At 69.0% G+C, this 24213-nt stretch carries 18 protein-coding genes and 1 pseudogene; 4 read left to right on the forward strand and 15 right to left on the reverse strand.

Annotation, left to right across the window (positions count from 1 at the left end; translation table 11 throughout):
* From AOK23_RS19265 to AOK23_RS19280, 4 genes and pseudogenes are all read right to left on the reverse strand, one after another.
* Positions 1–539: pseudogene (locus tag AOK23_RS19265) on the reverse strand (hypothetical protein); the annotation flags it as partial.
* 160 nt (positions 540–699) lie between these two features.
* Positions 700–1131 carry a DUF6113 family protein gene (locus AOK23_RS19270; RefSeq protein ID WP_055713939.1) on the reverse strand — a complete coding sequence of 144 codons (432 nt, stop codon included), beginning with the start codon at positions 1129–1131 and terminating at the stop codon, positions 700–702.
* 64 nt (positions 1132–1195) lie between these two features.
* Positions 1196–2128 (reverse strand): N-acetyl-1-D-myo-inositol-2-amino-2-deoxy-alpha-D-glucopyranoside deacetylase, encoded by a 933-nt coding sequence (gene mshB / locus AOK23_RS19275; protein WP_055713940.1) that lies wholly within the window; start codon positions 2126–2128, stop codon positions 1196–1198.
* Positions 2129–2223: 95 nt separating this feature from the next.
* On the reverse strand, positions 2224–2418 hold the full coding sequence (locus AOK23_RS19280; RefSeq protein ID WP_055713941.1) for a hypothetical protein: 195 nt from the start codon (positions 2416–2418) through the stop codon (positions 2224–2226).
* A gap of 225 nt (positions 2419–2643) precedes the next feature.
* Between AOK23_RS19280 and AOK23_RS19285 the strand changes: the two genes are divergently transcribed.
* Positions 2644–4761: a S9 family peptidase gene (locus tag AOK23_RS19285; RefSeq protein WP_055713942.1), complete on the forward strand. Its 2118-nt coding sequence runs from the start codon at positions 2644–2646 to the stop codon at positions 4759–4761.
* 164 nt (positions 4762–4925) lie between these two features.
* Here the strand turns inward: AOK23_RS19285 and AOK23_RS19290 are convergent, their stop codons facing one another.
* The 5 genes from AOK23_RS19290 to AOK23_RS19310 are packed head-to-tail and all read right to left on the reverse strand — an operon-like array spanning position 4926 to position 10616.
* Positions 4926–6011, reverse strand: coding sequence for an ABC transporter ATP-binding protein (locus AOK23_RS19290; RefSeq protein ID WP_055713943.1), 1086 nt, complete (start codon positions 6009–6011; stop codon positions 4926–4928).
* Positions 5980–6987, reverse strand: coding sequence for an ABC transporter ATP-binding protein (locus AOK23_RS19295; RefSeq protein WP_055713944.1), 1008 nt, complete (start codon positions 6985–6987; stop codon positions 5980–5982). Before AOK23_RS19295 ends, AOK23_RS19290 begins: the two co-directional genes overlap by 32 nt.
* Before the next feature lie 9 nt (positions 6988–6996).
* Positions 6997–8010 carry an ABC transporter permease gene (locus AOK23_RS19300; protein WP_055713945.1) on the reverse strand — a complete coding sequence of 338 codons (1014 nt, stop codon included), beginning with the start codon at positions 8008–8010 and terminating at the stop codon, positions 6997–6999.
* Positions 8003–8926, reverse strand: a complete 924-nt coding sequence (locus tag AOK23_RS19305) for an ABC transporter permease (protein ID WP_055713946.1) — start codon at positions 8924–8926, stop codon at positions 8003–8005. The genes AOK23_RS19300 and AOK23_RS19305 overlap by 8 nt, the downstream gene beginning before the upstream one ends.
* A gap of 49 nt (positions 8927–8975) precedes the next feature.
* Entirely contained in the window at positions 8976–10616 is a 1641-nt protein-coding gene (locus AOK23_RS19310) for a peptide ABC transporter substrate-binding protein (protein WP_055713947.1), read from the reverse strand.
* Between the two features lie 417 nt (positions 10617–11033).
* Between AOK23_RS19310 and AOK23_RS19315 the strand changes: the two genes are divergently transcribed.
* From AOK23_RS19315 to AOK23_RS19325, 3 genes are read left to right on the forward strand one after another with little or no spacing between them, the layout of a single operon-like run.
* The gene (locus tag AOK23_RS19315; protein WP_055713948.1) at positions 11034–12065 is read left to right on the forward strand and encodes an ABC transporter permease; all 1032 of its coding nucleotides are present in this window, start codon (positions 11034–11036) and stop codon (positions 12063–12065) included.
* Positions 12066–12121: 56 nt separating this feature from the next.
* Complete coding sequence (locus AOK23_RS19320) at positions 12122–13906, forward strand: ABC transporter substrate-binding protein (protein ID WP_055713949.1); 1785 nt, start codon at positions 12122–12124, stop codon at positions 13904–13906.
* A gap of 21 nt (positions 13907–13927) precedes the next feature.
* Positions 13928–14911 (forward strand): ABC transporter permease, encoded by a 984-nt coding sequence (locus tag AOK23_RS19325; protein ID WP_055713950.1) that lies wholly within the window; start codon positions 13928–13930, stop codon positions 14909–14911.
* 573 nt (positions 14912–15484) lie between these two features.
* On the opposite strand, the gene AOK23_RS19330 is transcribed toward AOK23_RS19325, so the two are convergent.
* From AOK23_RS19330 to typA, 6 genes are all read right to left on the reverse strand, one after another.
* Positions 15485–16627, reverse strand: a complete 1143-nt coding sequence (locus AOK23_RS19330; RefSeq protein WP_055713951.1) for an ABC transporter ATP-binding protein — start codon at positions 16625–16627, stop codon at positions 15485–15487.
* Positions 16628–16641: 14 nt separating this feature from the next.
* Entirely contained in the window at positions 16642–17703 is a 1062-nt protein-coding gene (locus AOK23_RS19335) for an ABC transporter ATP-binding protein (RefSeq protein WP_055713952.1), read from the reverse strand.
* A 15-nt stretch (positions 17704–17718) separates the two neighbouring features.
* The gene (locus AOK23_RS19340) at positions 17719–18696 is read right to left on the reverse strand and encodes an ABC transporter permease (protein WP_055713953.1); all 978 of its coding nucleotides are present in this window, start codon (positions 18694–18696) and stop codon (positions 17719–17721) included.
* A 98-nt stretch (positions 18697–18794) separates the two neighbouring features.
* Positions 18795–20588, reverse strand: a complete 1794-nt coding sequence (locus tag AOK23_RS19345; RefSeq protein ID WP_055713954.1) for an ABC transporter substrate-binding protein — start codon at positions 20586–20588, stop codon at positions 18795–18797.
* A gap of 102 nt (positions 20589–20690) precedes the next feature.
* On the reverse strand, positions 20691–21737 hold the full coding sequence (locus tag AOK23_RS19350; RefSeq protein ID WP_055713955.1) for an ABC transporter permease: 1047 nt from the start codon (positions 21735–21737) through the stop codon (positions 20691–20693).
* A 470-nt stretch (positions 21738–22207) separates the two neighbouring features.
* Positions 22208–24115 (reverse strand): translational GTPase TypA, encoded by a 1908-nt coding sequence (typA, locus tag AOK23_RS19355; RefSeq protein ID WP_055713956.1) that lies wholly within the window; start codon positions 24113–24115, stop codon positions 22208–22210.
* Positions 24116–24213: the final 98 nt, after the last annotated feature.

The following is a 24213-nucleotide window of genomic DNA, read 5'->3' on the forward strand; positions in this document are numbered from 1 at the left end:
GCGGAGGGGGCACCGGGCGGCCTGCCTGCGCCGTTGCCGCCGGCGGGGCGGGGGGCCGGGCCGCCGGCCGCGGCCGCCGCACCGGCGGAGAACCCGGCGCCGTTGCTGTGGCCGCCGCTCGGGCCCTTGCCCGCGGGGGCGCTCTTGCGTGGCGCGAACCAGTCGCTCGCCGGCTTGTCGTCGGCCCCCGGGGACGGCTCCGGCGCGGGCGCCGGGGTGTTCGTCAGCACGGGCATGGCCGTGGTGCCGGTGGTCTCCGACTCGGAGCCGGCGTCGTCCGCCGGGCCCTCGCCGTCACCGACCGGCTTGCGCACGACGACCGGCGGGATGGGCCGGGACCCGGGGATGTTGATCCGGACCCGGGTCGTCAGCGTGGTCTCGGTCTTGGGGCCGTCCGGCCGCTCGCCTGCGGCCGACCGGGCCGCGTCGGCACCGGCCTCGGTGGCCATGGGTGTGCCGTACGGCGGTGTCCCCGACGGGTACGCGGTGCTGCCGCGCCCATTGGCCCCGGAGGACGAAGTGTCAGTTTCACGACTCAAGGCAGGTTCTCCCGGTTTGCTCCGCCGCCCGTCACGACCTCAACTCAGCGGGCAGCTCGGCGGCGCGCACCACCATACTGGCCACTTCCGGCGCGTATCCCACGACCGCGTGGGAAACCCACACCGGACCCGCACCCCCCGACTGCGGCGAAGTGGTACGTCACTTCCCAAGTCGGGCGTCGGACCCGGCCGGTTGCCGCCCCCACCCAAGGGTGGCGCACATCACAGCCACAGCCATGCCACCGAGCAGGAAGAGATACGAGCCGACTCCCGCGGCGAAGAGGAAGTCGCCCTCCGGCCGGGTGGAGGTCAGCAGCACCACGGAGACCATCCAGCCGGCGGCCGGCGCAACGGCCCCCGCCCTGCCGCCCGTCGCCCGGGCACCGCCCAGGAAGAGCCCGGCCGCGGCGATCAGCGCCAGCAGCAATCCGAGCGGGAACCAGGCCGCTTGGGCGAGCCCGCCGGCCACCCCGAGCACGGCTCCCAGCAAGAGGAGGCCCAGGTAGGCGGCGATCCGCGGGAGCGAGGGCAGGGTCAACGGCTGGGCGAGCATGCTGCCTTGTCCGCCCGTGGGCGGCTGGGTCGGCTTCATCGCGCGACCGCCTCTCGGCCGTCGCACGGACGTGCCACTCGTTCGTCATACACAGTCGTACGCATCACAGGCCCGTTCCGTTCTGGACTTCCTCGAAAGACCTGCCGGGAATCCCCTCGAACAAGTCGCTCTCCCGGCTGCCGCCTTCGCGTCCGCCGCGCACCAACTCGTAGTACTCGGTGGTGAGGAGGGGCTGGGCCAGCTCGTTGGAGAGGACGAAGTAGGGTTCGGCGACCTCGATCTGGGTGGCGTGGGCGCGCATCGCGGCGGCCTTCGCTGCCGCGAAGCCGGTGCCGTCGATCTCGGTGGTGACGAGGTGGTCGTCCACCACGCCCGGCACGTCGGTGACGTCGGCGGCCCGCTCGAAGGGCAGCCGGCCGGGTTCGGCGAGGTCGCGGCGGAGCCGGGCGAAGCCCTCGACGATCACCCCGCGCGGCACCCGGTTCCAGTAGACCTTGTCGATCTCCCAGGGGGCGCCCAGGTCGGGGCGGAAGCCGGGGTCGGCGGCGAGGTCGACGGCGCGCATGGCGACGCGGTGGGCCTGGATGTGGTCGGGGTGGCCGTAGCCGCCGTTCGGGTCGTAGGTCACCAGGACCTGGGGGCGTACCTCGCGGACGACCGCCACGAGGTGGGCGGCGGCCTCGTCGACGTCGGCGGACCAGAAGGCGCCGGGCCGCTCGTTCTGCTCGACGCCCATCATCCCGGAGTCCCGGTAGCGGCCGGGGCCGCCGAGGAAGCGGTGGTCGGTGACGCCGAGCTCCTTCATGGCCTCGGCCAGCTCGCCCACCCGGTAGGGGCCCAGGGCGTCGTCGCGGTCGGGCGCGAGATGCGCGAGGTGGGGCGGGATGACCTCACCCTCCTCACCGAGGGTGCAGGTCACCAGCGTCACCCGTGCTCCCTCGGCCGCGTACTTGGCCATGGTCGCGCCGTTGTTGATCGACTCGTCGTCCGGGTGCGCGTGCACCAGGAGCAGTCGGCGGGCGGGCAGATCGGTCATGGGCCCACCCTACGAGGCGCCCGATCCGTGCCCGCGCGGGGCGCGGGCATGCACGGGGACGGGCGCGAGAGCGGGCCCGGGGGCGGTCGGAGGTCTCAGAACTTGATGCTGCCGATCATGCCCGCGATGTTGGTGGTCAGCTCGCTGATCGTCGGCGCGATGGTCGACGAGGAGAGGTAGAACCCGAGCAGGATGCAGATGATCGCGTGTGGTGCCTTCAGCCCTGACTTCTTGATCAGGATGAAGACGATGATCGCCAGCAGCACCACCGCCGAAATCGAGAGTGCCACGGCGGCTCACCTCCAAAAAGTTCCCTGGGACCTGGGGAGTGAAGCAGTAGTCGAACGGCGACGGTGAGAACGTCGTCGGACGATGACGCGGGTGACGCAGTTGTGAATCCGTACAGCGGCCAGCAGGTTCATACCCACTCAGCGGTAGTGATCATAACTATCCAAACGCGCGCATCGATCGGCGCACGGCCGCACAAGGGGGCGCATGGCCAATATGGTCGGCACATGACGACCGAGCCCGAGTCCTTCCCCCGTCGGCACGCCCGGACACAGCGTTTCAGCCTCGGCGCGCCGCGCGCGTTCTCCGTCGCTCCCGATGGTTCCCGTGTCGTGTTCCTGCGTTCCTCGTCCGGTACCGACCGGGCCAACAAGCTGTGGGTACTGGACCTCCCGGAAGGTGCCGAGCGCGTGGCGGCCGACCCGGGGGCGCTGCTGCGCGGTTCGTCCGAGGAGTTGTCCGCCGAGGAGCGGGCGCGCCGTGAGCGCAGCCGCGAGGGCGGCGCCGGAATCGTCGGTTATGCCACCGACGCGGCCGTGGAGTTGGCCTCTTTCGCCTTGTCAGGGCGGCTTTTCGTGGCGGAGCTGCGGGCCGGTACGGCACGTGGACTGGACGTCCCCGGACCGGTGATCGACCCGCGCCCCTCCCCCGACGGCCGGTACGTCGCGTACGTCACCCGGGGCACGCTGCGGGTGGTGGAGGCGGAGGGCGGCGGCGACCGGGCGCTCACCGAGGAGGGGACGGAGAACGTCACCCACGGCCTGGCGGAGTTCATCGCGGCCGAGGAGATGGGCCGTTCACGCGGTTTCTGGTGGTCGCCGGAGTCGGACCGGCTGCTCGTGGCGCGCGTGGACGACACGCCGGTGCGCCGCTGGTGGATCTCGGACCCCGCGCAGCCGGAAAGGGACCCGCAGCGGGTGCCGTATCCGGCGGTCGGCACCCCCAACGCGGAGGTGCGGCTCTTCGTGACCGACCTCGCCGGGACGCGCACGGAGGTCGCGTGGGACCGGGCCCGCTATCCGTATCTGGCGCATGTGCACTGGTCAGGGGCGGGGGCGCCGCTGCTCCTGGTGCAGGCGCGGGACCAGCGCAGCCAGCTGTTCCTGGCGGTGGACCCGGACACCGGGGCGACCCGGATGGTGCATGCCGACGAAGATCCACATTGGCTTGATCTTTTCCCCGGGGTGCCTTCGTGGAGTCCGTCGGGGCAGCTCGTGCGTGTCGCGGACGAGGGCGGCGCGCGGGTGCTGGCGGTGGGCGAACGCCCGCTGACGGGCCCGCAGTTGCACGTCCGGGCGGTGCTGGACGTGTCCGACGACGATGTGCTGGTCTCGGCGTCGGCGGGCGAGAGGGCCGCCGAGCCGGAGATCGGCCAGGTGCACGTCTACCGCGTGAACGAGCTGGGGGTGGAACGGGTCTCCGAGGAGCCCGGGGTGCACTCGGCGGTGCGTTCCGGCGGTGTGACGGTCCTGGTGTCCGCCGTGCCGGACCGGGCGGGGTCCCAGGTGCGGGTGCTGCGGGAGGGCAAGCAGGTGGCCACCGTGGCGACTTACGCGGAAGACCCCGGTATGTCCCCGCGCGTGCGGTTCACACAGGGGGGCGCACGCCGCGTACCGTGCGCCCTGCTTATGCCGAGGGACTACGACGGCGTCACACCCCTGCCGGTCCTCATGGACCCCTACGGCGGTCCGCACGGCCCCCGGGTGCTGGCGGCGCACAACGCACACCTCACCTCGCAGTGGTTCGCCGACCAGGGTTTCGCGGTGGTGGTCGCCGACGGGCGGGGCACGCCGGGCCGCTCCCCCGCGTGGGAGAAGGCGATCGACGGCGACCTCACGCTCTCCCTGGACGACCAGGTGGACGCGCTGCACGCCCTCGCGCGGTCGCACCCCCTCGACCTGTCGCGGGTGGCGATCCGCGGCTGGTCGTTCGGCGGCTGGCTGGCGGCCCTGGCCGTACTGCGCCGCCCGGACGTCTTCCACGCCGGGATCGCGGGTGCCCCGGTCACCGACTGGCGGCTGTACGACACCCACTACACGGAGCGGTATCTCGGTGACCCGGCCACGAACCCGGAGGCGTACGCGGGGAGTTCGCTGGTGACGGACGGCGGGCTCTCCTCGCCCGCGCCGCCGCACCGGCCGCTGATGATCGTGCACGGCACGGCCGACGACAACGTGGTCTTCGCCCACGCCCTGCGGCTGTCCTCCGCGCTCCTCGCGGCCGGCCGCCCGCACGAGGTGCTGCCGCTCTCCGGGGTCACGCACATGACCCCGCAGGAGCAGGTGGCGGAGAACCTGCTGCTGCTCCAGGTGGACTTCCTCAAGCGGTCGCTGGGGCTGGAGTAGCAGTCGGGGAGCGGGCACGGCAACGGGCCGGGGCGACATGGCGCGCCCCGGCCCGTTTACGGCACCCGCACGGCCGTACGCTGTTCAGCTTCGCGCGTCCGTATATCGGAACGACGTCAGCCAAGTTGCCTGCGTGTTAACGCGGTTGGTGTGCGTTTGTACGGCTATACGGCTCCCTCGGAATGATCGTCCAGCGGTTCCTCCGGCGGGACGACCTGCTTCTCCTCCGCGAAGTGGCAGGCGGAGTCATGGGCGGCCGGGCCGAACCCGTGCCGGAACTCCGCCGGTACCGCGAGCGGCGGCACCTCCCGCTCGCACTTCTCGCGGGCCTTCCAGCAGCGGGTGCGGAAGCGGCATCCGGACGGGATGTTCGTCGGGGAGGGCACATCGCCGAAGAGAATGATCCGTTCGCGGTGCTCCCGGGCCTCGGGGTCGGGGACGGGCACGGCGGACAGCAGCGCCTGGGTGTAGGGGTGGGTGGGGTGGTCGTAGATCTCGGCGTCGCGGCCGATCTCGACGATCCGGCCGAGGTACATCACGCCCACCCGGTCGGAGATGTGCCGCACGATCGACAGGTCGTGCGCGATGAAGACGTAGCTCAGCCCGAACTCCCCCTGGAGCCGGTCCAGCAGGTTGATCACCTGGGCCTGGACGGACACGTCGAGCGCGGAGACCGGTTCGTCGGCCACGATGATCTCGGGGCGGAGCGCCAGCCCGCGGGCGATGCCGATGCGCTGGCGCTGACCGCCGGAGAACTGGTGCGGATAGCGGTTGACGTACTCGGGGTTGAGGCCGACCACGTCGAGGAGTTCCTGCACCTTGCGCCGCCGGTCCCCCTTGGGGGCGACCTCGGGGTGGATGTCGTACGGCTCGCCGATGATGTCGCCGACGGTCATCCGGGGGTTGAGGGAGGTGTACGGATCCTGGAAGACCATCTGGATGTTGCGGCGCACCGCCTTCAGGGCCCTGCCGGAGAGCCTGGTGATGTCCTCGCCCTTGTACTTGATCGACCCGGCGGTGGGCCGCTCCAGGTTGACCAGCATCTTGGCGACGGTCGACTTGCCGCAGCCGGACTCGCCGACGATGCCGAGGGTTTCCCCCGCGCCGAGCGTGAAGTCGACCCCGTCCACGGCCTTGACCGCGCCGACCTGCTTCTTGAACAGCACGCCCCGGGTCAACGGGTAGTGCTTGACCAGTCCACTGACCTCCAGGATCGGCTCAACCGTTGACGTGGCCGTCGACTCGGTCATCGAGGCACTCCCTCCAGAAGTGGCAGGCGCTCACCCGCGTGCCGTCCGACGGGGTCACTTCATAGAGCGGGGGTACGTCGGTGCGGCACACGTCGCGTGCCATCGGGCAGCGCGGGTGGAAGGCACAGCCGGGCGGGATCTTCGTGAGGTTGGGCGGGAGGCCCTTGATGGCGTACAACTCCTGGCCCTTCTGGTCCAGGCGCGGGATGGAGTCGAGCAGGCCACGGGTGTACGGGTGGGCCGGGGCCTTGTAGATGTCGTGGACGGGGGCGGACTCCACGATGCGGCCGGCGTACATGACGGCGATGCGGTCGGCGACGTCCGCGACGACGCCGAGGTCGTGGGTGATGAGGATGAGGCCCATGTCCAGTTCGCGGCGCAGCTCCGCGAGGAGGTCCATGACCTGGGCCTGGACGGTGACGTCTAGCGCCGTCGTCGGTTCGTCGGCGATGATCAGGGAGGGCTCCAGGGCCAGCGCCATCGCGATCATGATGCGCTGGCGCATACCGCCGGAGAACTGGTGGGGGTAGTCCCGTACGCGTTCCTTCGCGGCCGGGATGCGGACCCGGTCCATCAGTTCGACGGCCTTGGCGCGGGCGTCCTTCTTCGACATGCCGCGGTGCACGACGAACATCTCGCCGAGCTGGTCACCGACGGTCAGGACGGGGTTCAGGGCGGAGAGCGCGTCCTGGAAGATCATCGCCATCTCGGCGCCGCGGACCTTCCGGCGTTCGTCCTCCTTGAGCTTCAGCAGGTCCCGGCCCTTGAAGAGGATCTCGCCGCCGGTGATCCGCCCCGGCGGCATGTCGAGGATCCCCATGATCGCCTGCGCGGTGACCGACTTCCCCGACCCGGACTCCCCCAGCACCGCGAGCGTCTGTCCGGCGTCGACCGCGTACTCGACCCCGTTGACCGCCTTGGCGATCCCGTCCCGCGTCCTGAACTCCACCCGGAGATCACGTACTTCGAGCAGCATGACGACGGCTCACCTCAGCTTCGGGTCGAGGGCGTCGCGGACCGCGTCGCCGAGCATGATGAACGCCAGGACGGTGATCGCGAGGGCGCCGGAGGGCCACAGCAGGGCGTGCGGGGCGTTGCGGATGTACGGCGAGGCGGCGGAGATGTCGATGCCCCAGGAGACGCTGGGCGGCTTCAGACCGACCCCGAGGTAGGACAGGGTGGCCTCCAGGGCGATGTACGTGCCCAGCGCGATGGTCGCGACGACGATGACCGGGGCCACGGCGTTCGGGGTGATGTGCCGCAGCAGCATGCGGGAGTTGGAGGCGCCGAGCGCGCGGGCGGCCTGGACGTAGTCGTTCTGCTTGGCGGTGATGACGGAGCCGCGGGCGATGCGGGAGATCTGCGGCCAGCCCAGCAGCACCATGAACCCGATCACCGGCCAGACGCTGTTACTGGTGACCACCGACAGCAGCACCAGACCGCCGAGCACCACGGGGATGGCGAAGAAGACGTCGGTGATCCGGGACAGGAACGAGTCGGACATCCCGCCGAAGAAGCCGGCGAGCCCGCCGAGCACCGACCCGAGGAGCGCGACCCCGAGGGTGGCGCAGACGCCGACGGAGATCGAGATCCGCGCCCCGTACACGGTCCGCGTGTACACGTCGCAGCCCTGGCCGTCGAAGCCGAAGGGGTGGCCCGGCTGCGAGCCCTCCTGGGCCTTGGAGAGGTCGCACTTGAGGGGGTTGCCGGAGGCGATCAGCGACGGCCACAGGGAGATGACGACCAGGAAGAGGATCACGAGCGCCGAGATGATGAAGACGGGGTTGCGGCGCAGGTCGCGCCAGGCGTCGGACCAGAGGCTGTGGGCCTTGTCCGCCGGGCCGCCCGCGTCGGCGTTGCCGAGGCCCTTCTCCAAGGTCTCCCCCTCGGTGGTGGCCAGATCCATGGTGCCGTCCAGTCCCGTCGCGGCGATCGCCCCGTTCTCGGTGGCGCGTTGGCCGCCCGAGACGTGCGGCTCGTCCGGCTGCGGCTCAGGCATAGCGGATCCTCGGGTCGAGTACGGCGTAGAGGAGGTCGACGAGCAGGTTGGCGATGAGGAACACCAGGACGAGGACGGTCACGAAGCCGACGACGGTCTGGGTGTTCTGGCGGAGGATGCCCTGGTAGAGCTGGTAGCCGACGCCGTGGATGTTGAAGATCCGCTCGGTGACGATGGCCCCGCCCATCAGGGCCCCGATGTCGGTGCCGATGAAGGTGACCACCGGGATCAGGGAGTTCCGCAGCAGGTGCTTGCGGATCACCCGGTGCCGGGGCAGGCCCTTGGCGACGGCGGTGCGGACGTAGTCGCCGCGGGCGTTCTCCGCGATCGAGGTACGGGTCAGCCGGGTGACGTACGCGAGGGAGACGGAGGCGAGGACGAGTCCGGGGACGATCAGCTCGTCGAAGGGGGCGTCGGAGGAGACCGACGGGCTGATCCAGCCCCACTCCACGCCGAGCAGCAGCTGGAGCAGCAGACCGGTGACGAAGGTGGGGACCGAGATGACGACCAGGGTGGTCAGCAGGACGCCGGTGTCGACGGGCCGGCCGCGGCGCAGCCCGGTGACGACGCCGAGCGTGATGCCGATGACGATCTCGAAGAGGATCGCGACGATCGTCAGCCGGATGGTGACCGGGAAGGCGGAGGCCATCAGCTCGGTGACCTCCTGCCCGTTGAAGGCGGTGCCGAAGTCGCCGGTGAAGACGTTGCCCATGTAGGTCAGGTATTGCTGCCACACGGGCTTGTCGAGGCCGAACTCCCTGCGGAGCTGGGCGGCGGTCGCCGGGGCGCACTCCCGGTCGCCGCACAGACCCGCGATGGGGTCGCCCATCACGTTCACCATCAGGAAGATCAGGAGGGTGGCGCCCACGAAGACCGGGATCATCTGCAGCAGGCGCCGGATCACATACCGTCCCATGCGGGCTCCGGAGGTAGTGGGCGGGCGGCGGGGCGCCCGCCCGGACGGCTCAGCTGACCTTGATCTGGTCGTACACCGGCACGCTGAACGGGTTCAGCGACACATTGGAGAGCCGCTCGGAGTAGCCCGCGCTGCCGTTCTGGTACCAGAGCGGAATGGCGGCCATGTTGTCCCGGACAACCTCCTCGGCCTGCTGGAACTTCTCCACCGCCTTCGCCGCGTCCTCCTCGGCGTTGGCCTCGTCGACGCGCTTGTCGAAGTCGGCGTCGGACCACTTGCCGTCGTTGGAGGAGGCGTTGGTGTAGTACAGCGGCTGGAGGAAGTTCTGGATGAGCGGGTAGTCCATCTGCCAGCCGGCGCGGAACGGGCCGCTCATCTTCCGCTGGGTGATCTGGTTGCGGTAGTCGGCGAAGGTGCCGACCGGGTTGCCGACGCACGCCTGGTCGTTGTCGAGGGCGTTGTTGATGGAGTTGCAGACGGCGTCGACCCACTGTTTGTGGGAGCCGGTGTCCGCGTTGTACGTGATCTTGACCTGGCCGCCGGGGAGGCCGCCGCCCTCCTTGATCAGCTGCTTGGCCGCGTCCGCGTCGTACTCGCAGGCGTCACCGCACAGGCCCTCCTTGTAGCCGCCCTCCTCGCCGAGCACGGGTGAGGTCCAGTCGGTGGCGGGGGTACGGGTCTTCTGGAAGATGGTGTCGGTGATCTGCTCGCGGTCGATCGCGCGGGACAGGCCCTCGCGGACCTTCTCCGACCCGGGCTTGTTCCAGGCCTGGTCGTAGAACGGGAAGGACAGCGTCTGGATGATGCCGGCCGGGGTGTTGATGTACCGGTTGCCGAGGTCGGCCTGGACGTTCTTCAGCTGGGCGGCGGGGACGTCGTCGACGAGGTCGAGGTTGCCGGCCATCAGGTCGGTGTAGGCGGTGTTGTTGTCCGTGTAGACCTTCAGGTCCACGCCGCCGTTCTGGGCCTTGTCCTGCCCCGGGTAGCCGTCCCACGTGCGCAGGGAGAGCTGCGAGCCCTTGGTGTACGAGTCGACGGCGTACGGGCCGTTGCCGACGGGCTTGCTCAGCCAGGCGTCGTGGTCGGTGAAGAACGACTGGGGCAGCGGGGCGTAGGCGTTGTAGCCGAGGGTTTCGGGGAACGTCGAGAACTTCTGCGTCAGCGCGACGGTGAACGTCCGGTCGTCGACGACCTTCAGGCCCGAGAGGGTGTCGGCGGTCTGCTTGCTGCCGTCGTCCGGGTGGGTCTTGTCGTAGCCCTGGATGTACTCGAAGAAGTACGCGTTCTTCTGGTTGTTCTTCAGGCTGGCCCCGTAGTTCCACGCGTCCACGAAGGACTTGGCGGTGACCTTCTCGCCGTTGCTGAAGGTCCAGCCGTCCTTGACGGTGATCGTGAAGTTCTGCGAGTCCGTCGTCTCGATCTTCTCGGCGAGCATGTCCTCGGCCTCGCCGGTCTTCGGGTCGTACTGCTTCAGCCCCCGGAAGATCATCGAGAGGACCTTGCCGCCCTGCACCTCGTTGGTGTTGGCCGGCTCCAGCGGGTTCTGCGGGTCACCCCAGGAGGAGCTGAGCACCGCGCCGCTGTCACCGCCGCCACTGCTGCTGCCGCCGTCCCCACCGCCGCAGCCGGTCGCGGTGAGCGCCACCGCGACCGCGCCCGCGGCCCATCTGGCATGCGTGGCTCCGCGCATCGAGTGCCTCCTCCTGAGTGATCCCGTTACCGGCCAATATCGGCGCATAGCACACATACCGCACGTCTGCGGGGTCCGTACGAGGGGCACCGGCAGCGGCACCGCGGAGGGCGGTCGTGACGGCGTGACGCATGGCGCGTGGCGTATTCGTCGGAGTGGGTCCGGCTTCGGCCGGTAAGAGCGGGGTTCGGGGCGGTAAGAGCGGAGTTTGGGGTGGCCCTCGGGCTGGTCATGGCGGGGCCAAGGAGCGTCAACCGGTGGGCCAGCCGCTGGTCAAGGGGCAAAAGTCCAGCTCAAAGCCGTGGAAGGCGCATTGACGCGGCGCGGGGCGAGTTGAAGGGTCACGTCAGGGGACGCCCGTCACCCGGGCGCCCCGCACCTCACGCTCGTCCCTGACACCTGCGGGCCGGGAGCGCCATGACCTCGCCGACACCCTCCGCCGCCACGCCGTTCGAGGCGGCCCCCGACAACGGTGCCGTACCCCCGGCGTCCACCGCCCCGCCCCACGGCGGCGGCACCAGCTCGCCCGGCCGGATCGCCTGGCGGCGGTTCCGCCGGGACCGCGCCGGGGTCGTGTCGGCGTACATCGTGCTGCTGTTCTTCGTCGCCGGCATCGGCGCCCCGCTGATCGCGAAGGTGTACGGCAAGGACCCGTACACGACGTACGGGCAGAACCAGCCGGGCCTGCTCAACCAGTTCGGCTTCCCGATCGCCCCCAACGGCGGGATCAGCGGCGACTTCTGGTTCGGCGTCGAACCGCAGCTCGGCCGGGACGTCCTCACCCTCCTCCTCTACGGCATCCGCAACTCCCTGCTGATCGCCACCGCGACGACCCTCCTGGTCACGGCGCTCGGCATCACGGTGGGCATCACGGCCGGCTACCTCGGCGGCCGGATCGACAACCTGGTCGGCCGGATCGTCGACATCCTGCTTGCGTTCCCCTCCACGCTGTTCTTCATCGCCATGTGGCCGGTGCTGATCTCGATCCTGGTCCGGCCCGACCAGAACACCCCCACCTGGCTGACGGTCGTGAGCCTGATCGCGGTGATGACCGCGTTCGGCTGGGCACCGATCGCCCGGCTGCTGCGCGGCGAGGTGCTCGCCCTGCGCGAGCGGGAGTTCGTGGAGGCGGCCAAGGTCACCGGCGCCTCGGCGGCCCGGATCGTCTTCCGGGAACTGCTGCCCAACCTGTGGACGCCGATCCTCGTGCAGGCGACCCTCGCGCTGCCCATGTACGTCACCACGGAGGCGGCCCTCGCCTTCCTCGGCGTCGGTCTGAGCGACCCCACGCCCGACTGGGGCGTGATGATCCAGCGCGGCGCGCAGGTCTACCAGAACGACATCACGTACATGCTCTTCCCCGGCCTGTCGATGGTGATCTTCGTGATCGCGTTCAACCTGCTCGGCGACTCGGTCCGCGACGCGCTCGACCCGAAGGCCAGACGCTGAGCCCCCTTCCTCCTCCGGGCTTCACCCTCCTCACCCCTGATTCAGGCAGGACACCCATGTCGATCTCCCGCAGAAACTTCGTCATCGCCGGCTCGGTCGCGGCGGCCGGCGGCTCCCTGGTCCTCAGCGCGTGCAGCAGCGGAGGCGGGGGTGGCGGCGCCCAGGGCGGCTCGGCGGCCTCCGCCACGTACTCCAAGGTGACCGTCGGCACGGCGAAGGACTCCACCGGCCCGGCACCGCAGGTCCCCGGGGCCCGCAAGGGCGGGACCATCCACGCGCTCGGCCCCGACGACTTCTCCCACCTCGACCCGCAGCGCATCTACTTCGCCTGGAACTCCACGGTCGCGAACCTCTACGTCCGCTGCCTCACCGGGTACCGGATCGCCCCGAACGGCTCCATGAAGCTCGTCGGCGACCTCGCCACCGACACCGGCACCATGACGGACGGCGGCCGGACCTGGACGTTCACCCTCAAGGACGGCCTGAAGTGGGAGGACGGCAGCGAACTGACCGTCGAGGACGTACGGCACGGCATCGAGCGCGGCTTCGCGAGCTTCACCACCGAGGGCGCCACCTACGTCCAGACCTGGCTCACCGGCTCCACCGACTTCCGCTCCCTGTACAAGGGCCCGTACGGCGGCAAGCACCTCGACTCGGTCGTCACGGACACCGCGAAGAAGACCATCACCTTCCATCTGAAGACGGCACGGCCCGACCTCGACTGGGCGCTGGCGATGCACTCCTACGGCGCCGTGCCGGTCGCGCACGACAGCAAGGAGAAGTACGACAAGGACCCGGTCTCCTGCGGCCCGTACCGGATCAAGCAGCACTCCGTCGACAAGTCCATGACCCTGGTGCGCAACACGCACTGGGACCCGGCGACCGACCCGATCCGCACGGCCTACCCGGACTCCGTGGTCTTCGAGTTCGGCCCGGAGGCGCTCCAGGCCACCGACCGGCTGATCGCCGACTCCGGGACCGACCAGTACGCCGTCATGGCCTACAGCGGTGTCCCGGCGGAACGCATCCAGAAGGTCATCGGCACCCCCGACCTCCAGAACCGCACGGTCAACGGCCTGCTGACGGGCCTGTACTACTACGCGATCAACTGCCGCCGGATCAAGGACGTCAAGGTGCGCCAGGCCCTCAACCACGCCTGGCCGCTGGAGCAGATCCGCTCCATCTACGGCGGCCCGTCCGCCGGTGACTACGCGACGACCATCCTCAGTCCGGACATCGCGGGCCGGGTGAAGTTCGACGTGTACGGCAAGCTGAGGAACCCGCGCGGCGACACGGCCAAGGCCAAGTCGCTGCTGAAGGCGGCCGGGAAGCTCGGCCAGAAGATCGTCTACACCTATCCGCAGGGCGGCAACGACGCGTACGACAAGACCAAGGTCGTCATCGTCAACGCGCTGAAGGAGGCGGGCTTCGACCCGGTCGTGAAGCCGGTGGAGTCCACCAGCTACTACGACCAGGTCGGGCAGATCGACAACACGTTCGACGTCATGTGGTACGGCTGGTCACCGGACTGGCCCGCCGCGTACACCCTGATCCAGCCCCTCTTCGACGGCGCGACGATCGCCGACAACGCCCCCAACGTCTCGCAGTTGAACGTCGGCTGGGTCAACTCGGCGATCAAGAAGGACGCCGGCGTCACGGACACCGTCAAGCAGGAGGCGGCCTGGGCGGCGCTCGACAAGGAGATCATGGCCAAGGAGGCGCCGATCATCCCGGAGACCTACCAGCGGCGCTACTACCTGTACGGGACCAAGGTGGGCGGCGCCCAGTTCGACCCGCTGTTCTCAGCGTTCCTCGTCTACAAGCTGTACGCCAAGTCCTGAGCCCGAGGATCCCGGTCAGCCATGCTCCGTTTCGTCGCACGCCGGACGCTGAGCGCGCTGCTGATCCTCCTGGTCATCAGCGCCCTCACGTTCGCCCTCTTCTACGTCGCCCCGCGCGACCCCGCCCGCACCGCCTGCGGCAAGCTGTGCACGCCGCAGACGCTCGCACTGGTCCGGCACAACCTCGGGATCGACGATCCGCTGCCGGTGCAGTACTGGCACTGGCTCACGGCCCTGTTCGTCGGCCGCGACTACACCGGGCTCGGCCGGTGCCCCGCGCCCTGCCTCGGCTACTCCTTCACCAACCACGAGCCGGTCCTCGGCCTGATCACCGACCGCTTCCCGACCACGCTCTCCCTCTCCCTCGGCAGTGCCGTCGTGTTCGTGCTGTTCGGGGTGGGCACCGGCATGGTCGCGGCGGTCCGGCAGGGCCGCGCACTGGACAAGATCGCGTCCTCCGCGTCCCTGGTCGGCTCGTCGCTGCAGATCTACATCGTCGGGGTGGTCGCCATGTACTACCTCTCCGACCAGTGGCGGCTGCTCCCCCGCCCCACCGACGCGGTCGGCTTCACCCAGGACCCGGCCGCCTGGTTCAAGGGGCTGCTGCTGCCCTGGCTGGTGCTGGCGCTCATCTTCACCGCCAACTACACCCGGATGACCCGCTCCCAGCTCGTCGAGACCCTCGCCGAGGACTACGTCCGCACGGCCCGCGCCAAGGGCCTGGGCCGCCGTACCGTCTTCTTCCGCTACGCCTGGCGCGGCGCCATGGGCCCCATCGTGACCATCCTCGGCCTCGACCTCGGCTACCTCCTGGGCGGCGCCATCATCACGGAGGAGACCTTCGGCCTCCACGGCATCGGGGCCCTCTCCATCAAGGCCGTACGCGACAACGACCTCCCCCTCCTCCTGGGCGTGGTCCTGGTCGCCGCGACCGCCATCGTCGTGGCGAACATCGTGGTCGACGCGGTCTACGCGGTGATCGACCCCCGGATACGCCTGGCGTAGCCCCGCCGGCCCGCTCCTCACGCCGCGACGGCGTGTACGGGGAACGCCACCGGAGACGACCCGCGTCGCTCGCACGATCAGCCCCGTGCGGGCGAGGCGGGTCGCGGTGTCTCGCGCGGCCGGCGGTGACGACGGCGCCGCGACACGGAGGCACGGCGACGCCGCGGCACGGCGGACGGCGGCGGTGGGCGCGGCAGCCCGGCGGCGGTGCGCGCGGCAGCCCGGCGGCGGACGGCGGCGGTGCGCGCGGCAGCCCGGCGGCGGACGGCGGCGGTGCGCGCGGCAGCCCGGCGGTCCCGGCGCCGACCCGGGATCCGGGCTCCTCGACGGCCATCGGCCGGTCCGGCGTCCGTGCTCGTCGGCAGGCGTCCCGCTCCGGCGTCGGCAGCCGCAGGACGTCCGCTCGGCACCGCCCCCGGCGCGGCCACTCACACCGTCTCGGGGTCCGGTCCCCGCCCCTGCGCGGCCCGCCGGTGCCGCCCGTCGCCGTTCTTCCTCCCCGCCCGTACGCATGCCACAGCCCGGGGGCGGAGTCCTGTGACTCCGCCCCCGGGCTGTCGGGTGACCCTGGTGTCAGTCCTTGGCGGGCTTCGACTCGGTGTCGTCGGCCGTGTCCTTCTCCAGCGCCTTCAGCGCGGGGTCCAGGACGACGTCCTCGGCGCGGGCCTCCGTGGTGGGGTCCTCCGGGAAGTGGCAGGCCGTCAGGTGGCCGTCACGGTTGCCGGAGAGCTGCAGCAGCGGCGGCTCCTCGCTGGCGCACTTGTCCTGCGCCTTCCAGCACCGGGTGCGGAAGCGGCAGCCGGACGGCGGGGAGATCGGGGAGGGGACGTCGCCGTAGAGGCGGATCCGCTCCTTGTCCCCGGCCTCGTCGTCCACCGCGACCTCGGGGACCGCGGAGAGCAGGGCGTGGGTGTACGGGTGGCGCGGCCGGTTGTAGATCGAGTCCCGGTCGCCGACCTCGACCACCTTGCCGAGGTACATGACCGCGACGCGCTGCGAGAAGTGCCGGACGATCGCGAGGTCGTGGGCGATGAACAGGAAGGCGATGCCCAGCTCCTGCTGCACCTTCTGCAGCAGGTTCACCACCTGCGCCTGGATCGACACGTCCAGCGCGGAGACCGGCTCGTCCGCCACGATCAGCTTCGGGTTCAGTGCCAGGGCACGGGCGACGCCGATGCGCTGGCGCTGACCGCCGGAGAACTCGTGCGGGAAGCGGTTGTAGTGCTCCGGGTTGAGGCCGACGAGCTCCAGGAGCTCGCGGACCTTCTTCTCCTGGCCGCCCTCGGGCTCGATCCCGTTGACCTCCATCGGCGACTTGATGATGGAGCCGACGGTCTGCCGCGGGTTCAGCGAGGAGTACGGGTCCTGGAAGATCATCTGGATCTCGGACCGCACCGGCGCCAGCTGCCTGCGCGAGGCGTGGGTGATGTCCTGACCCATGTAGTTGATCTTGCCGGCGGTCGGCTCCAGCAGCCGGGTGATCAGCCGGCCGGTGGTGGACTTCCCGCAGCCGGACTCGCCCACCAGGCCGACGCTCTCGCCGACGCCGACGGTCAGGTCGACACCGTCGACGGCCTGCACGGCGCCGACCTTGCGCTTGATCGGGAAGCCGCCGTAGATGGGGAAGTGCTTGGTGAGCCCCTGCACCTCGAGAAGGGTCTCCGTCGAGGCGTCGGTGGGGCCCTGCTGTGCGGGGAGGGTGAGGTTGTCGCTCATGATCTCGGTTCTCCCTAGCGCAGCCGGGGCTGGATCTTGTCGATGAAGATGGTCTGCTTCTGCTCCGCGGTCAGATGGCACGCGGCGGCCCGGCCGTCGGCGAGCGGCGGACGGGTGTCGCTGCACAGCGTGCCGGCGACCTCGTCCTTGAACGCGCACCGCGGGTGGAAGCGGCAGCCGGGGGGCGGGGTGAGCAGCGAGGGCGGCGAGCCGGGGATCGGCGTCAGCATCTCGTGGATGTCGCCGTCGAGCCGCGGCATCGAGCTGAGCAGGCCCCAGGTGTAGGGGTGCTGGGGGGTGCGCAGCACCTCCTTGACGCTGCCGCGCTCCACCGCGCGGCCCGCGTACATCACCAGCAGGTCGTCGGCCATGTTGGAGATGACGCCGAGGTCGTGGGTGATGAAGATGATCGCGGAGCCGAACTCCTGCTGGAGGTCCTTGAGCAGGTCGAGGATCTGGGCCTGCACGGTCACGTCGAGCGCGGTCGTGGGCTCGTCGGCGATCAGCAGGTCGGGGTCGCACATCAGCGCCATGGCGATCATCGCGCGCTGGCGCATACCGCCGGAGAACTGGTGCGGGTAGTCGTCGAAGCGCACCTTGGGCTGCGGGATGCCGACCTTCTCCAGCATCTGGATGGCCCGGTCCTTGGCCTCCTTCTTGGAGGCGCCGCGGTGCTTCATGAACGGCTCGGACAGCTGCCGGCCCACCGTGTAGTACGGCGACAGGGCCGTCAGCGGGTCCTGGAAGATCATCGCCATCTTGTTGCCGCGGAGCTGTTCCAGCTCCTTGTCGGTGGCGGTGACGAGCTCCTGCCCGTCGAGCAGGATCTCACCGTCGACGGAGCTGGTCCGCGGGTTGTGCAGGCCCAGGATCGACAGGTTGGTGACGGACTTGCCGGAGCCGGACTCACCCACGATGCCCAGGGTCTTGCCGCGCTCGACGTCGAAGGAGAGCCCGTCGACGGCCTTGACGATGCCGTCCTCGGTGGAGAACTGCACCCGCAGGTCACGGACCGAGAGGAAGCTCTCGGGCCCGGTCGGGGCCGGGGCGTCCTCGGTCTTGGTCAGTGTGGTCACGGTGGTTCGTTCTTCCTAGGAGAGCCGGACGCGCGGGTCGATCCAGGCGTACGCGATGTCGGTGAGGATGTTCACGATCAGGATGAAGAAGGCCCCGAACATCATGACGCCCATCGTCAGGGGGAGGTCCCTCGTCATGGCGCCGTTCACGGCCAGGCGGCCGATGCCCTGCAGCGAGAAGGTGAGTTCCGTGACCACGGCGCCGCCCAGCATGGAGCTGATGTCGATACCGAGGACCGTGACGATCGGGATGAGCGAGCCGCGCCAGGCGTAGCGGAAGAAGACGTACTTCTTCGTCATGCCCTTGGCCCGGGCCGTGCGTACGTGCTCCTCGGCTAGCTGCTCGATCATGGAAGCGCGTGCCATACGCGTGTACTGCGCGGTGAAGATCGTGGCCATCACGACCACCGGGATCGACATCCCGACGAACCAGCGGACCGGGTCCTCGCTGATGGGGACGTACCCCGGGTCCTCCATCCAGCCCGTGCTGTAGACGAGGACCGTCAGCGCGATCGGACCGAGGAAGTAGATCTGGAAGGAGCTGAGCACCATCGACGAGCCCGTGGCGAACTTGTCGAGCGTGGAACCGCGCCGGTAGGCGGAGATCATGCCGGCACCCACACCGAAGATCAGGAAGCAGATCGTGCCACCGACGGTCAGCGTGAGGGTGGTCGGGAAGCGGTCCAAGATCGTGTCCCAGACCATGTCGCCCGAGTAGAACGACTGGCCGAGGCACGGGGCGGCGCAGTGGCCGTCCGGGAAGTCACGGCCCATCACGATGCCGGACATGAACTGCCAGAACTGCGTGGCGACCGGCAGATTGAGGCCGAGCGCCTCGCGGATGTCCGCGATCCTCGTCGGGGAGCAGTCCCTGCCACAGGCCAGAGAGGCGTAGTCGGACGGCCCGGCGATGAAGAGGAAGAACGTGACGGCGCCGATCAGGAACAAGGTGACGACGGCACCGGCCAGGCGCCGGATGATGAACTGAAGCATGGCGGGGAGGCTGCTCTCTGCAGAGAGGGTGGACGGTTTCACGGAACCGCGGGGATGCGCTCCGCCTGGTGCGCACCCCCGCGATCAGCCGTAGGGAGTTACGACTTCAGGAACAGGTTGTTGACGTCGATGTAGCTCGACTCGGTGCTGTAGCGGGCACCGCCGATGTTCGAACCGTAGAGCTGGAACTGCTTGGCGTACCACAGCGGAGCAGCCGGGTTGATCTTCTCCAGGATGTAGTGGTGCGCCTCCTGCCAGGTCTTCTGGGCCGCGGTCGGCTCCTCGGAGAGGGCCTTCTTGATCAGCTCCTGGACCTTCGGGTCGTTCACGTGCGAGTAGTTCGGCGAACCGTCGGCGATCTGGTCACCGTCGTAGATCGGCGTGACGACCGTGCCCGCGGACGGCCAGTCCTGGCCCCAGCCGGTCACGTAGATGTCGTACGGGTTCTTGACCTTGCCGATCTGCTCGTAGAAGCTCGCGGCGTCGATCTCCTTGCCGACGACCTTGATGCCGACCTTGGACAGCGCGTCCTCGAGGGCGACCTTGCGCTTCTGCTCGTTCTCGCTGTTGCGGTAGGCGAAGACCAGCTTCTTCTCGGACGCCGGGACGTCCTTCAGGAGCTCCTTGGCCTTCTCGATGTTGCCGGACGGCGTCTTCAGGCGGCCGTACGGGTCGTACTTGGCCTCGTAGCCCGGCAGGGTCGGGGCGAACAGGTTCGGGGCCGGGTCGCCGCCGTAGGCGCCACCCTCACCGGCGATCAGCGACTTGGAGTTCACCGCGTAGGTGACGGCGTCGCGGACCTTCTTGTTCTTGACCCGGTCCAGGTTGAAGTTCAGCACCATGACGTAGGGCTGGTAGCCCTTGATGGTGCGCTTGTTGACGGCCGGGTCGGTGATGACGTCCTGGATCTGGGTGGACTCGACGCTGCCGGTGAACTGGATGGCGTTCTTGGAGCCGCCCTGGTCCGCGATCAGACGCTTGGTCTGGGTGGACTCGGTGACACCGAAGTCGAAGTTCCAGCCGTCCACGTACTGGTGGCGCACGGAGTCGGTCTTCGGGTCCCACTGGTCGTTCTTGACCAGCTTGAGGGCCTTGCCGACCTTGTACTCGGAGATCTTGTACGGGCCGAGGGAGACCGGGGCCTTGTCGTACTTCTCCTTCGTGTCGGTCTTCTCCGGAACGATGGAGTAGCCCGACATGGCCAGCATCTGCGGCAGGTCCGGACGCGGCTTGTCGAAGTGGAATACGACCGTCTTGTCGTCCGGGGTGTCCAGGACCGAGGCCGGCAGGTGCTTCTTGCCGAAGCCGCCGTCCTTCAGCTGCTCGCGGTACTTCGGACCGCTCAGCCAGGTCTGCAGGTAGTTCGGGCCGTCGAAGATGAACTCGGCGTACATGCGCTCGACGGTGTGGCGGACGTCGGCCGAGGTGATCTCGTTGCCGTTCTGGTCCTTGATGCCGTCCTTGAGCGTGTACGTCCAGGTCTTGCCGCCGTCGGACGACTTGCCGGCGTCGGTGGCGATGTCACCGACGACGGACATGTTGCCCTTGCCGTCCTCCTGGAAGTTGGTCAGCCCGCGGTAGATCAGGTTGGCGACCTGGCCACCGTCGGAGACGTAGATCTGACCCGGGTCCAGGTGCGAGAGGCCGGCCTCCTGGTAGACCTCGATGGTGCCGCCGCTCTTCGCGCCGGCCACCTCCGCGGCAGGACCGGTCGACGCGGCGGCGTCGGCGTAGGTGATCGCCTTCGACTGCTGGGCGGCCTTCTTCTGGTCCTTCTTGGAGTCGGTCCCCGAGGTGTTGCCCTTGTTCTCGGAGCACGCCGTGAGCACGAGGGAGCCGGCCGCTACGGCGACCACTATGGCGCGCGCTCTGCGCGAGGTGAGCGACTTCATGACGGTGTATGCACCTACCTGTCGGTTGTTATCCATGAGTACTGCCTGACGCGGCTGGTAGGCCGACGCGGGGGCGGCAGCCACCCCCCACCAATGGACGATTCAGCGCCCGGACTTGGGGTCGAACGCATCCCGTACGGAGTCTCCGAGGAGGTTGAAGCACAGGATGAAGATCACCAGCGCGAGGCCCGGGAAGAACATGAACGCCGGGTCCTGCTCGGCGTACCTGGCGCCGGCGGCGAAGAGCCGTCCCCAGTCCGGGGTGGGCTCGACGAAGCCGACACCCGCGAAGGACAGGAACGCGATGGTGAGGATCGTGCTGGGCAGCTGATACGTGAACTGCACCAGGATCGGCGAGACGACGTTCGGCAGGATCTCCTTGCGGACGATCCGCCACGGCGAGGCGCCGGACACCTTGGCCGCCTCCACGAACTCCCGCTCACGCAGGGAGAGCACGGTGGAGCGGACCAGGCGGGCCATACCCATCCAGCCCAGCAGCCACAGCACGATCAGGATCGCCACCGCCCGGAAGTAAGTGGGGGTTTCTTCCTGCGGGTCGACGAAGAACGCCGTGACCACGGGCATGAAGGCGATGAAGAACAGCTGCTGAGGGAAGGCGAGGAAGAAGTCGGTGACGCGACCGATCCAGTAGTCGGTGCGACCGCCGAAGTAACCGCCGATGAGACCGATGATGACACCGGTGACCATCAGGAGCACGGTCACACCCAGCGCCATGTACAGCGAGGTGCGCATGCCGTACATCAGCATGGCGAACAGGTCACGGCCGTACTGCGGCTCGACACCGAACCAGTGGTCCCCCGAGACACCACCGAAGTAGCCGAGCGGCAGACCGAAGTCGTCCAGGATCGGGTTGGTGTCGACGTACGTCGGGTCCTGCCCGTACAGCGTGTACGGGTTGGTCCCGCTGAGGGCCGTCATCAGGGGCGCGCACAGGGCGATGACGAAGTAGAAAATCACTACCCCGGCGCAGATCATGCCGGTACGGTCACGCCTGAAACGCTGCCACATGAGCTGGCCGGGGGAACGGCCCTCAAGGGTCTTGGGCTTGTCGACCTCGGAGGTCGCCGCCAGTTCGGGGTCCAAGGCGACCGCGGGCCCGGAGCCCTCGGCCTTGGTTGGACTGGTCATGTGTGTTCTTCCCCCGGGGGGTTGGAGAGTTGAGCGCAGCACAGATCCGGCTACCGGCGGGTTCTGCGTTTTGGGGGAACTTTCGCCAAGTGAGTCAACGCGCGTCAAGGGCGGAAGGCATAGGGATCTCCCTACCGTCCATATTTTGAGCAAAAATTGCAAAGATTGACATCTGCGCGCGCTTGACAGCCGAGACGGGATTCCGGCGAATCGGACATTCGGTGAAGGATTTTTGTTTACATGTCCGAAACTTGATCGCTGGAACACCGATATGCGAACAGTGCTTCACAGCACATGGACAGCCCGCGGAGGGGTTCGGGTCGTGAGGCCGACCTTCGCCCACCGCTCCTTCACGAGTGGTCCGGGAGCCCCGGTCCCTTCACAGGCTCTCCCCGTGTGCGGGCACACCGCGGGCCCGGCCCGCCGCTGGGCGGTGGACCGGGGCCTCGGGGACCGCGGATGACGGTCTGTCAGCCGTGCTTGGCGCGGCTGGCGGCGCGGGCGCGCTCGCGGGCGTCCAGGTTGACCTTGCGGATGCGCACGGCCTCCGGGGTCACCTCGACGCACTCGTCGTCCCGGCAGAACTCCAGCGACTGCTCCAGCGAGAGCTTGCGGGGCGGGACGATGGACTCGGCGACGTCAGCGGTCGAGGACCGCATGTTCGTCAGCTTCTTCTCCTTGGTGATGTTGACGTCCATGTCGTCGGCGCGCGAGTTCTCACCGACGATCATGCCCTCGTACACCTCGGTGCCGGGCTCCACGAACAGCACGCCGCGCTCCTGGAGGTTCGTCATCGCGAACGCGGTGACGGCGCCGGAGCGGTCGGCGACGAGCGAGCCGTTGTTGCGGGTCTGCAGGGTGCCGAACCAGGGCTCGAAGCCCTCGTGGATGGAGTGCCCGATGCCCGTGCCGCGGGTCTGCGTGAGGAACTCGGTACGGAAGCCGATGAGGCCGCGCGAGGGCACCACGAACTCCATACGGACCCAACCCGAGCCGTGGTTGGACATGTTGTCCATCCGGCCCTTGCGGACACCCATGAGCTGCGTGACGGCGCCCATGTGCTCCTCGGGCACGTCGATCGTCATGCGCTCGACCGGCTCGTACGTCTTGCCGTCGATCTCCTTGGTGACCACCTGCGGCTTGCCGATGGTCAGCTCGAAGCCCTCGCGGCGCATCTGCTCGACCAGGATGGCCAGCGCCAGCTCACCGCGGCCCTGCACCTCCCAGGCGTCGGGGCGCTCGGTGTCCAGCACGCGCAGCGAGACGTTGCCGATCAGCTCGCGGTCGAGGCGGTCCTTGACCTGGCGGGCGGTGACCTTGCGGTCCTTCACGGCCGCCTTGGCGTCCGCGCCCTTGCCGGTGCCGCCGCGGCCGACCAGCGGGGAGGTGTTGGTACCGATGACCATGGAGATCGCGGGCTCGTCGACCGTGATGAGCGGCAGCGCCAGCGGGTTCTCCACGTCGGCGAGGGTCTCGCCGATCATGATGTCGGGGATACCGGCGACGGCGCAGATGTCACCGGGGCCCGCCTTCTCGGCCGGCTTGCGGGTGAGCGCCTCGGTCATCATCAGCTCGGAGATACGCACGTTGGTGACGGAGCCGTCGCGCTTCATCCAGGCGACGGTCTGCCCCTTCTTCAGCTCGCCCTGGTGGACGCGGAGCAGCGCGATACGGCCGAGGAAGTTGTCCGCGTCGAGGTTGGTGACGTGGGCCTGGAGCGGGGCGGCGTCGTCGTACGTCGGCGCGGGGATGTGCTCCAGGATCGTCGAGAAGAACGGCTCCAGGTTGGTGGAGTCGGTCGGGACGGTGCCGTCGGCGGGCTTGGTCAGCGAGGCGACGCCGTCACGGCCGCAGGCGTACACGATCGGGAACTCGATCTGGTCCTCGTCGGCGTCCAGGTCCAGGAACAGGTCGTAGGTCTCGTTGACGACCTCGTCGATCCGGGAGTCCGGGCGGTCCGTCTTGTTGATGCACAGGATGATCGGCAGCCGCTGCTGGAGCGCCTTGCGCAGCACGAAGCGGGTCTGCGGCAGCGGGCCCTCGGAGGCGTCGACGAGCAGCACGACACCGTCGACCATCGACAGACCGCGCTCGACCTCGCCGCCGAAGTCGGCGTGGCCGGGGGTGTCGATGATGTTGATCGTGATGGGCTCCCCGCCGTCCTTCGGGTGGTACTTGACCGCCGTGTTCTTGGCGAGGATCGTGATGCCCTTCTCACGCTCCAGGTCGTTCGAGTCCATCATGCGGTCGTCGACGGAGTCGAGCTGGTGCGCGGCGAAGGCACCGGCCTGCTTCAGCATGCCGTCGACGATGGTCGTCTTGCCGTGGTCGACGTGGGCGACGATGGCGACATTGCGGATGTCGTGGCGCGTGGCCATATTGCGGCGTTCTCCCGGAGTGTGAGGACGGCCCTGCTGCGTACGTCTGTGTTACGCGGGCCCTGCCGGGCTGGACACGCCACGGCCTCACCCCATGG

Source organism: Streptomyces torulosus, from assembly GCF_001419765.1.
GTDB classification, from domain to species: domain Bacteria; phylum Actinomycetota; class Actinomycetes; order Streptomycetales; family Streptomycetaceae; genus Streptomyces; species Streptomyces torulosus.

Bases quoted from the DNA above. Each gene is read 5' to 3' on its own strand.
- AOK23_RS19320 (WP_055713949.1), top strand. From the start codon at position 12,122: ATGTCGATCTCCCGCAGAAACTTCGTCATCGCCGGCTCGGTCGCGGCG.
- AOK23_RS19290 (WP_055713943.1), bottom strand. From the start codon at position 6,011: ATGACCGAGTCGACGGCCACGTCAACGGTTGAGCCGATCCTGGAGGTC.
- AOK23_RS19295 (WP_055713944.1), bottom strand. From the start codon at position 6,987: ATGCTGCTCGAAGTACGTGATCTCCGGGTGGAGTTCAGGACGCGGGAC.
- AOK23_RS19345 (WP_055713954.1), bottom strand. From the start codon at position 20,588: ATGAAGTCGCTCACCTCGCGCAGAGCGCGCGCCATAGTGGTCGCCGTA.
- AOK23_RS19285 (WP_055713942.1), top strand. From the start codon at position 2,644: ATGACGACCGAGCCCGAGTCCTTCCCCCGTCGGCACGCCCGGACACAG.
- AOK23_RS19305 (WP_055713946.1), bottom strand. From the start codon at position 8,926: ATGGGACGGTATGTGATCCGGCGCCTGCTGCAGATGATCCCGGTCTTC.
- AOK23_RS19325 (WP_055713950.1), top strand. From the start codon at position 13,928: ATGCTCCGTTTCGTCGCACGCCGGACGCTGAGCGCGCTGCTGATCCTC.
- typA (WP_055713956.1), bottom strand. From the start codon at position 24,115: ATGGCCACGCGCCACGACATCCGCAATGTCGCCATCGTCGCCCACGTC.
- mshB (WP_055713940.1), bottom strand. From the start codon at position 2,128: ATGACCGATCTGCCCGCCCGCCGACTGCTCCTGGTGCACGCGCACCCG.
- AOK23_RS19350 (WP_055713955.1), bottom strand. From the start codon at position 21,737: ATGACCAGTCCAACCAAGGCCGAGGGCTCCGGGCCCGCGGTCGCCTTG.
- AOK23_RS19310 (WP_055713947.1), bottom strand. From the start codon at position 10,616: ATGCGCGGAGCCACGCATGCCAGATGGGCCGCGGGCGCGGTCGCGGTG.
- AOK23_RS19315 (WP_055713948.1), top strand. From the start codon at position 11,034: ATGACCTCGCCGACACCCTCCGCCGCCACGCCGTTCGAGGCGGCCCCC.
- AOK23_RS19270 (WP_055713939.1), bottom strand. From the start codon at position 1,131: ATGAAGCCGACCCAGCCGCCCACGGGCGGACAAGGCAGCATGCTCGCC.
- AOK23_RS19300 (WP_055713945.1), bottom strand. From the start codon at position 8,010: ATGCCTGAGCCGCAGCCGGACGAGCCGCACGTCTCGGGCGGCCAACGC.
- AOK23_RS19330 (WP_055713951.1), bottom strand. From the start codon at position 16,627: ATGAGCGACAACCTCACCCTCCCCGCACAGCAGGGCCCCACCGACGCC.
- AOK23_RS19340 (WP_055713953.1), bottom strand. From the start codon at position 18,696: ATGCTTCAGTTCATCATCCGGCGCCTGGCCGGTGCCGTCGTCACCTTG.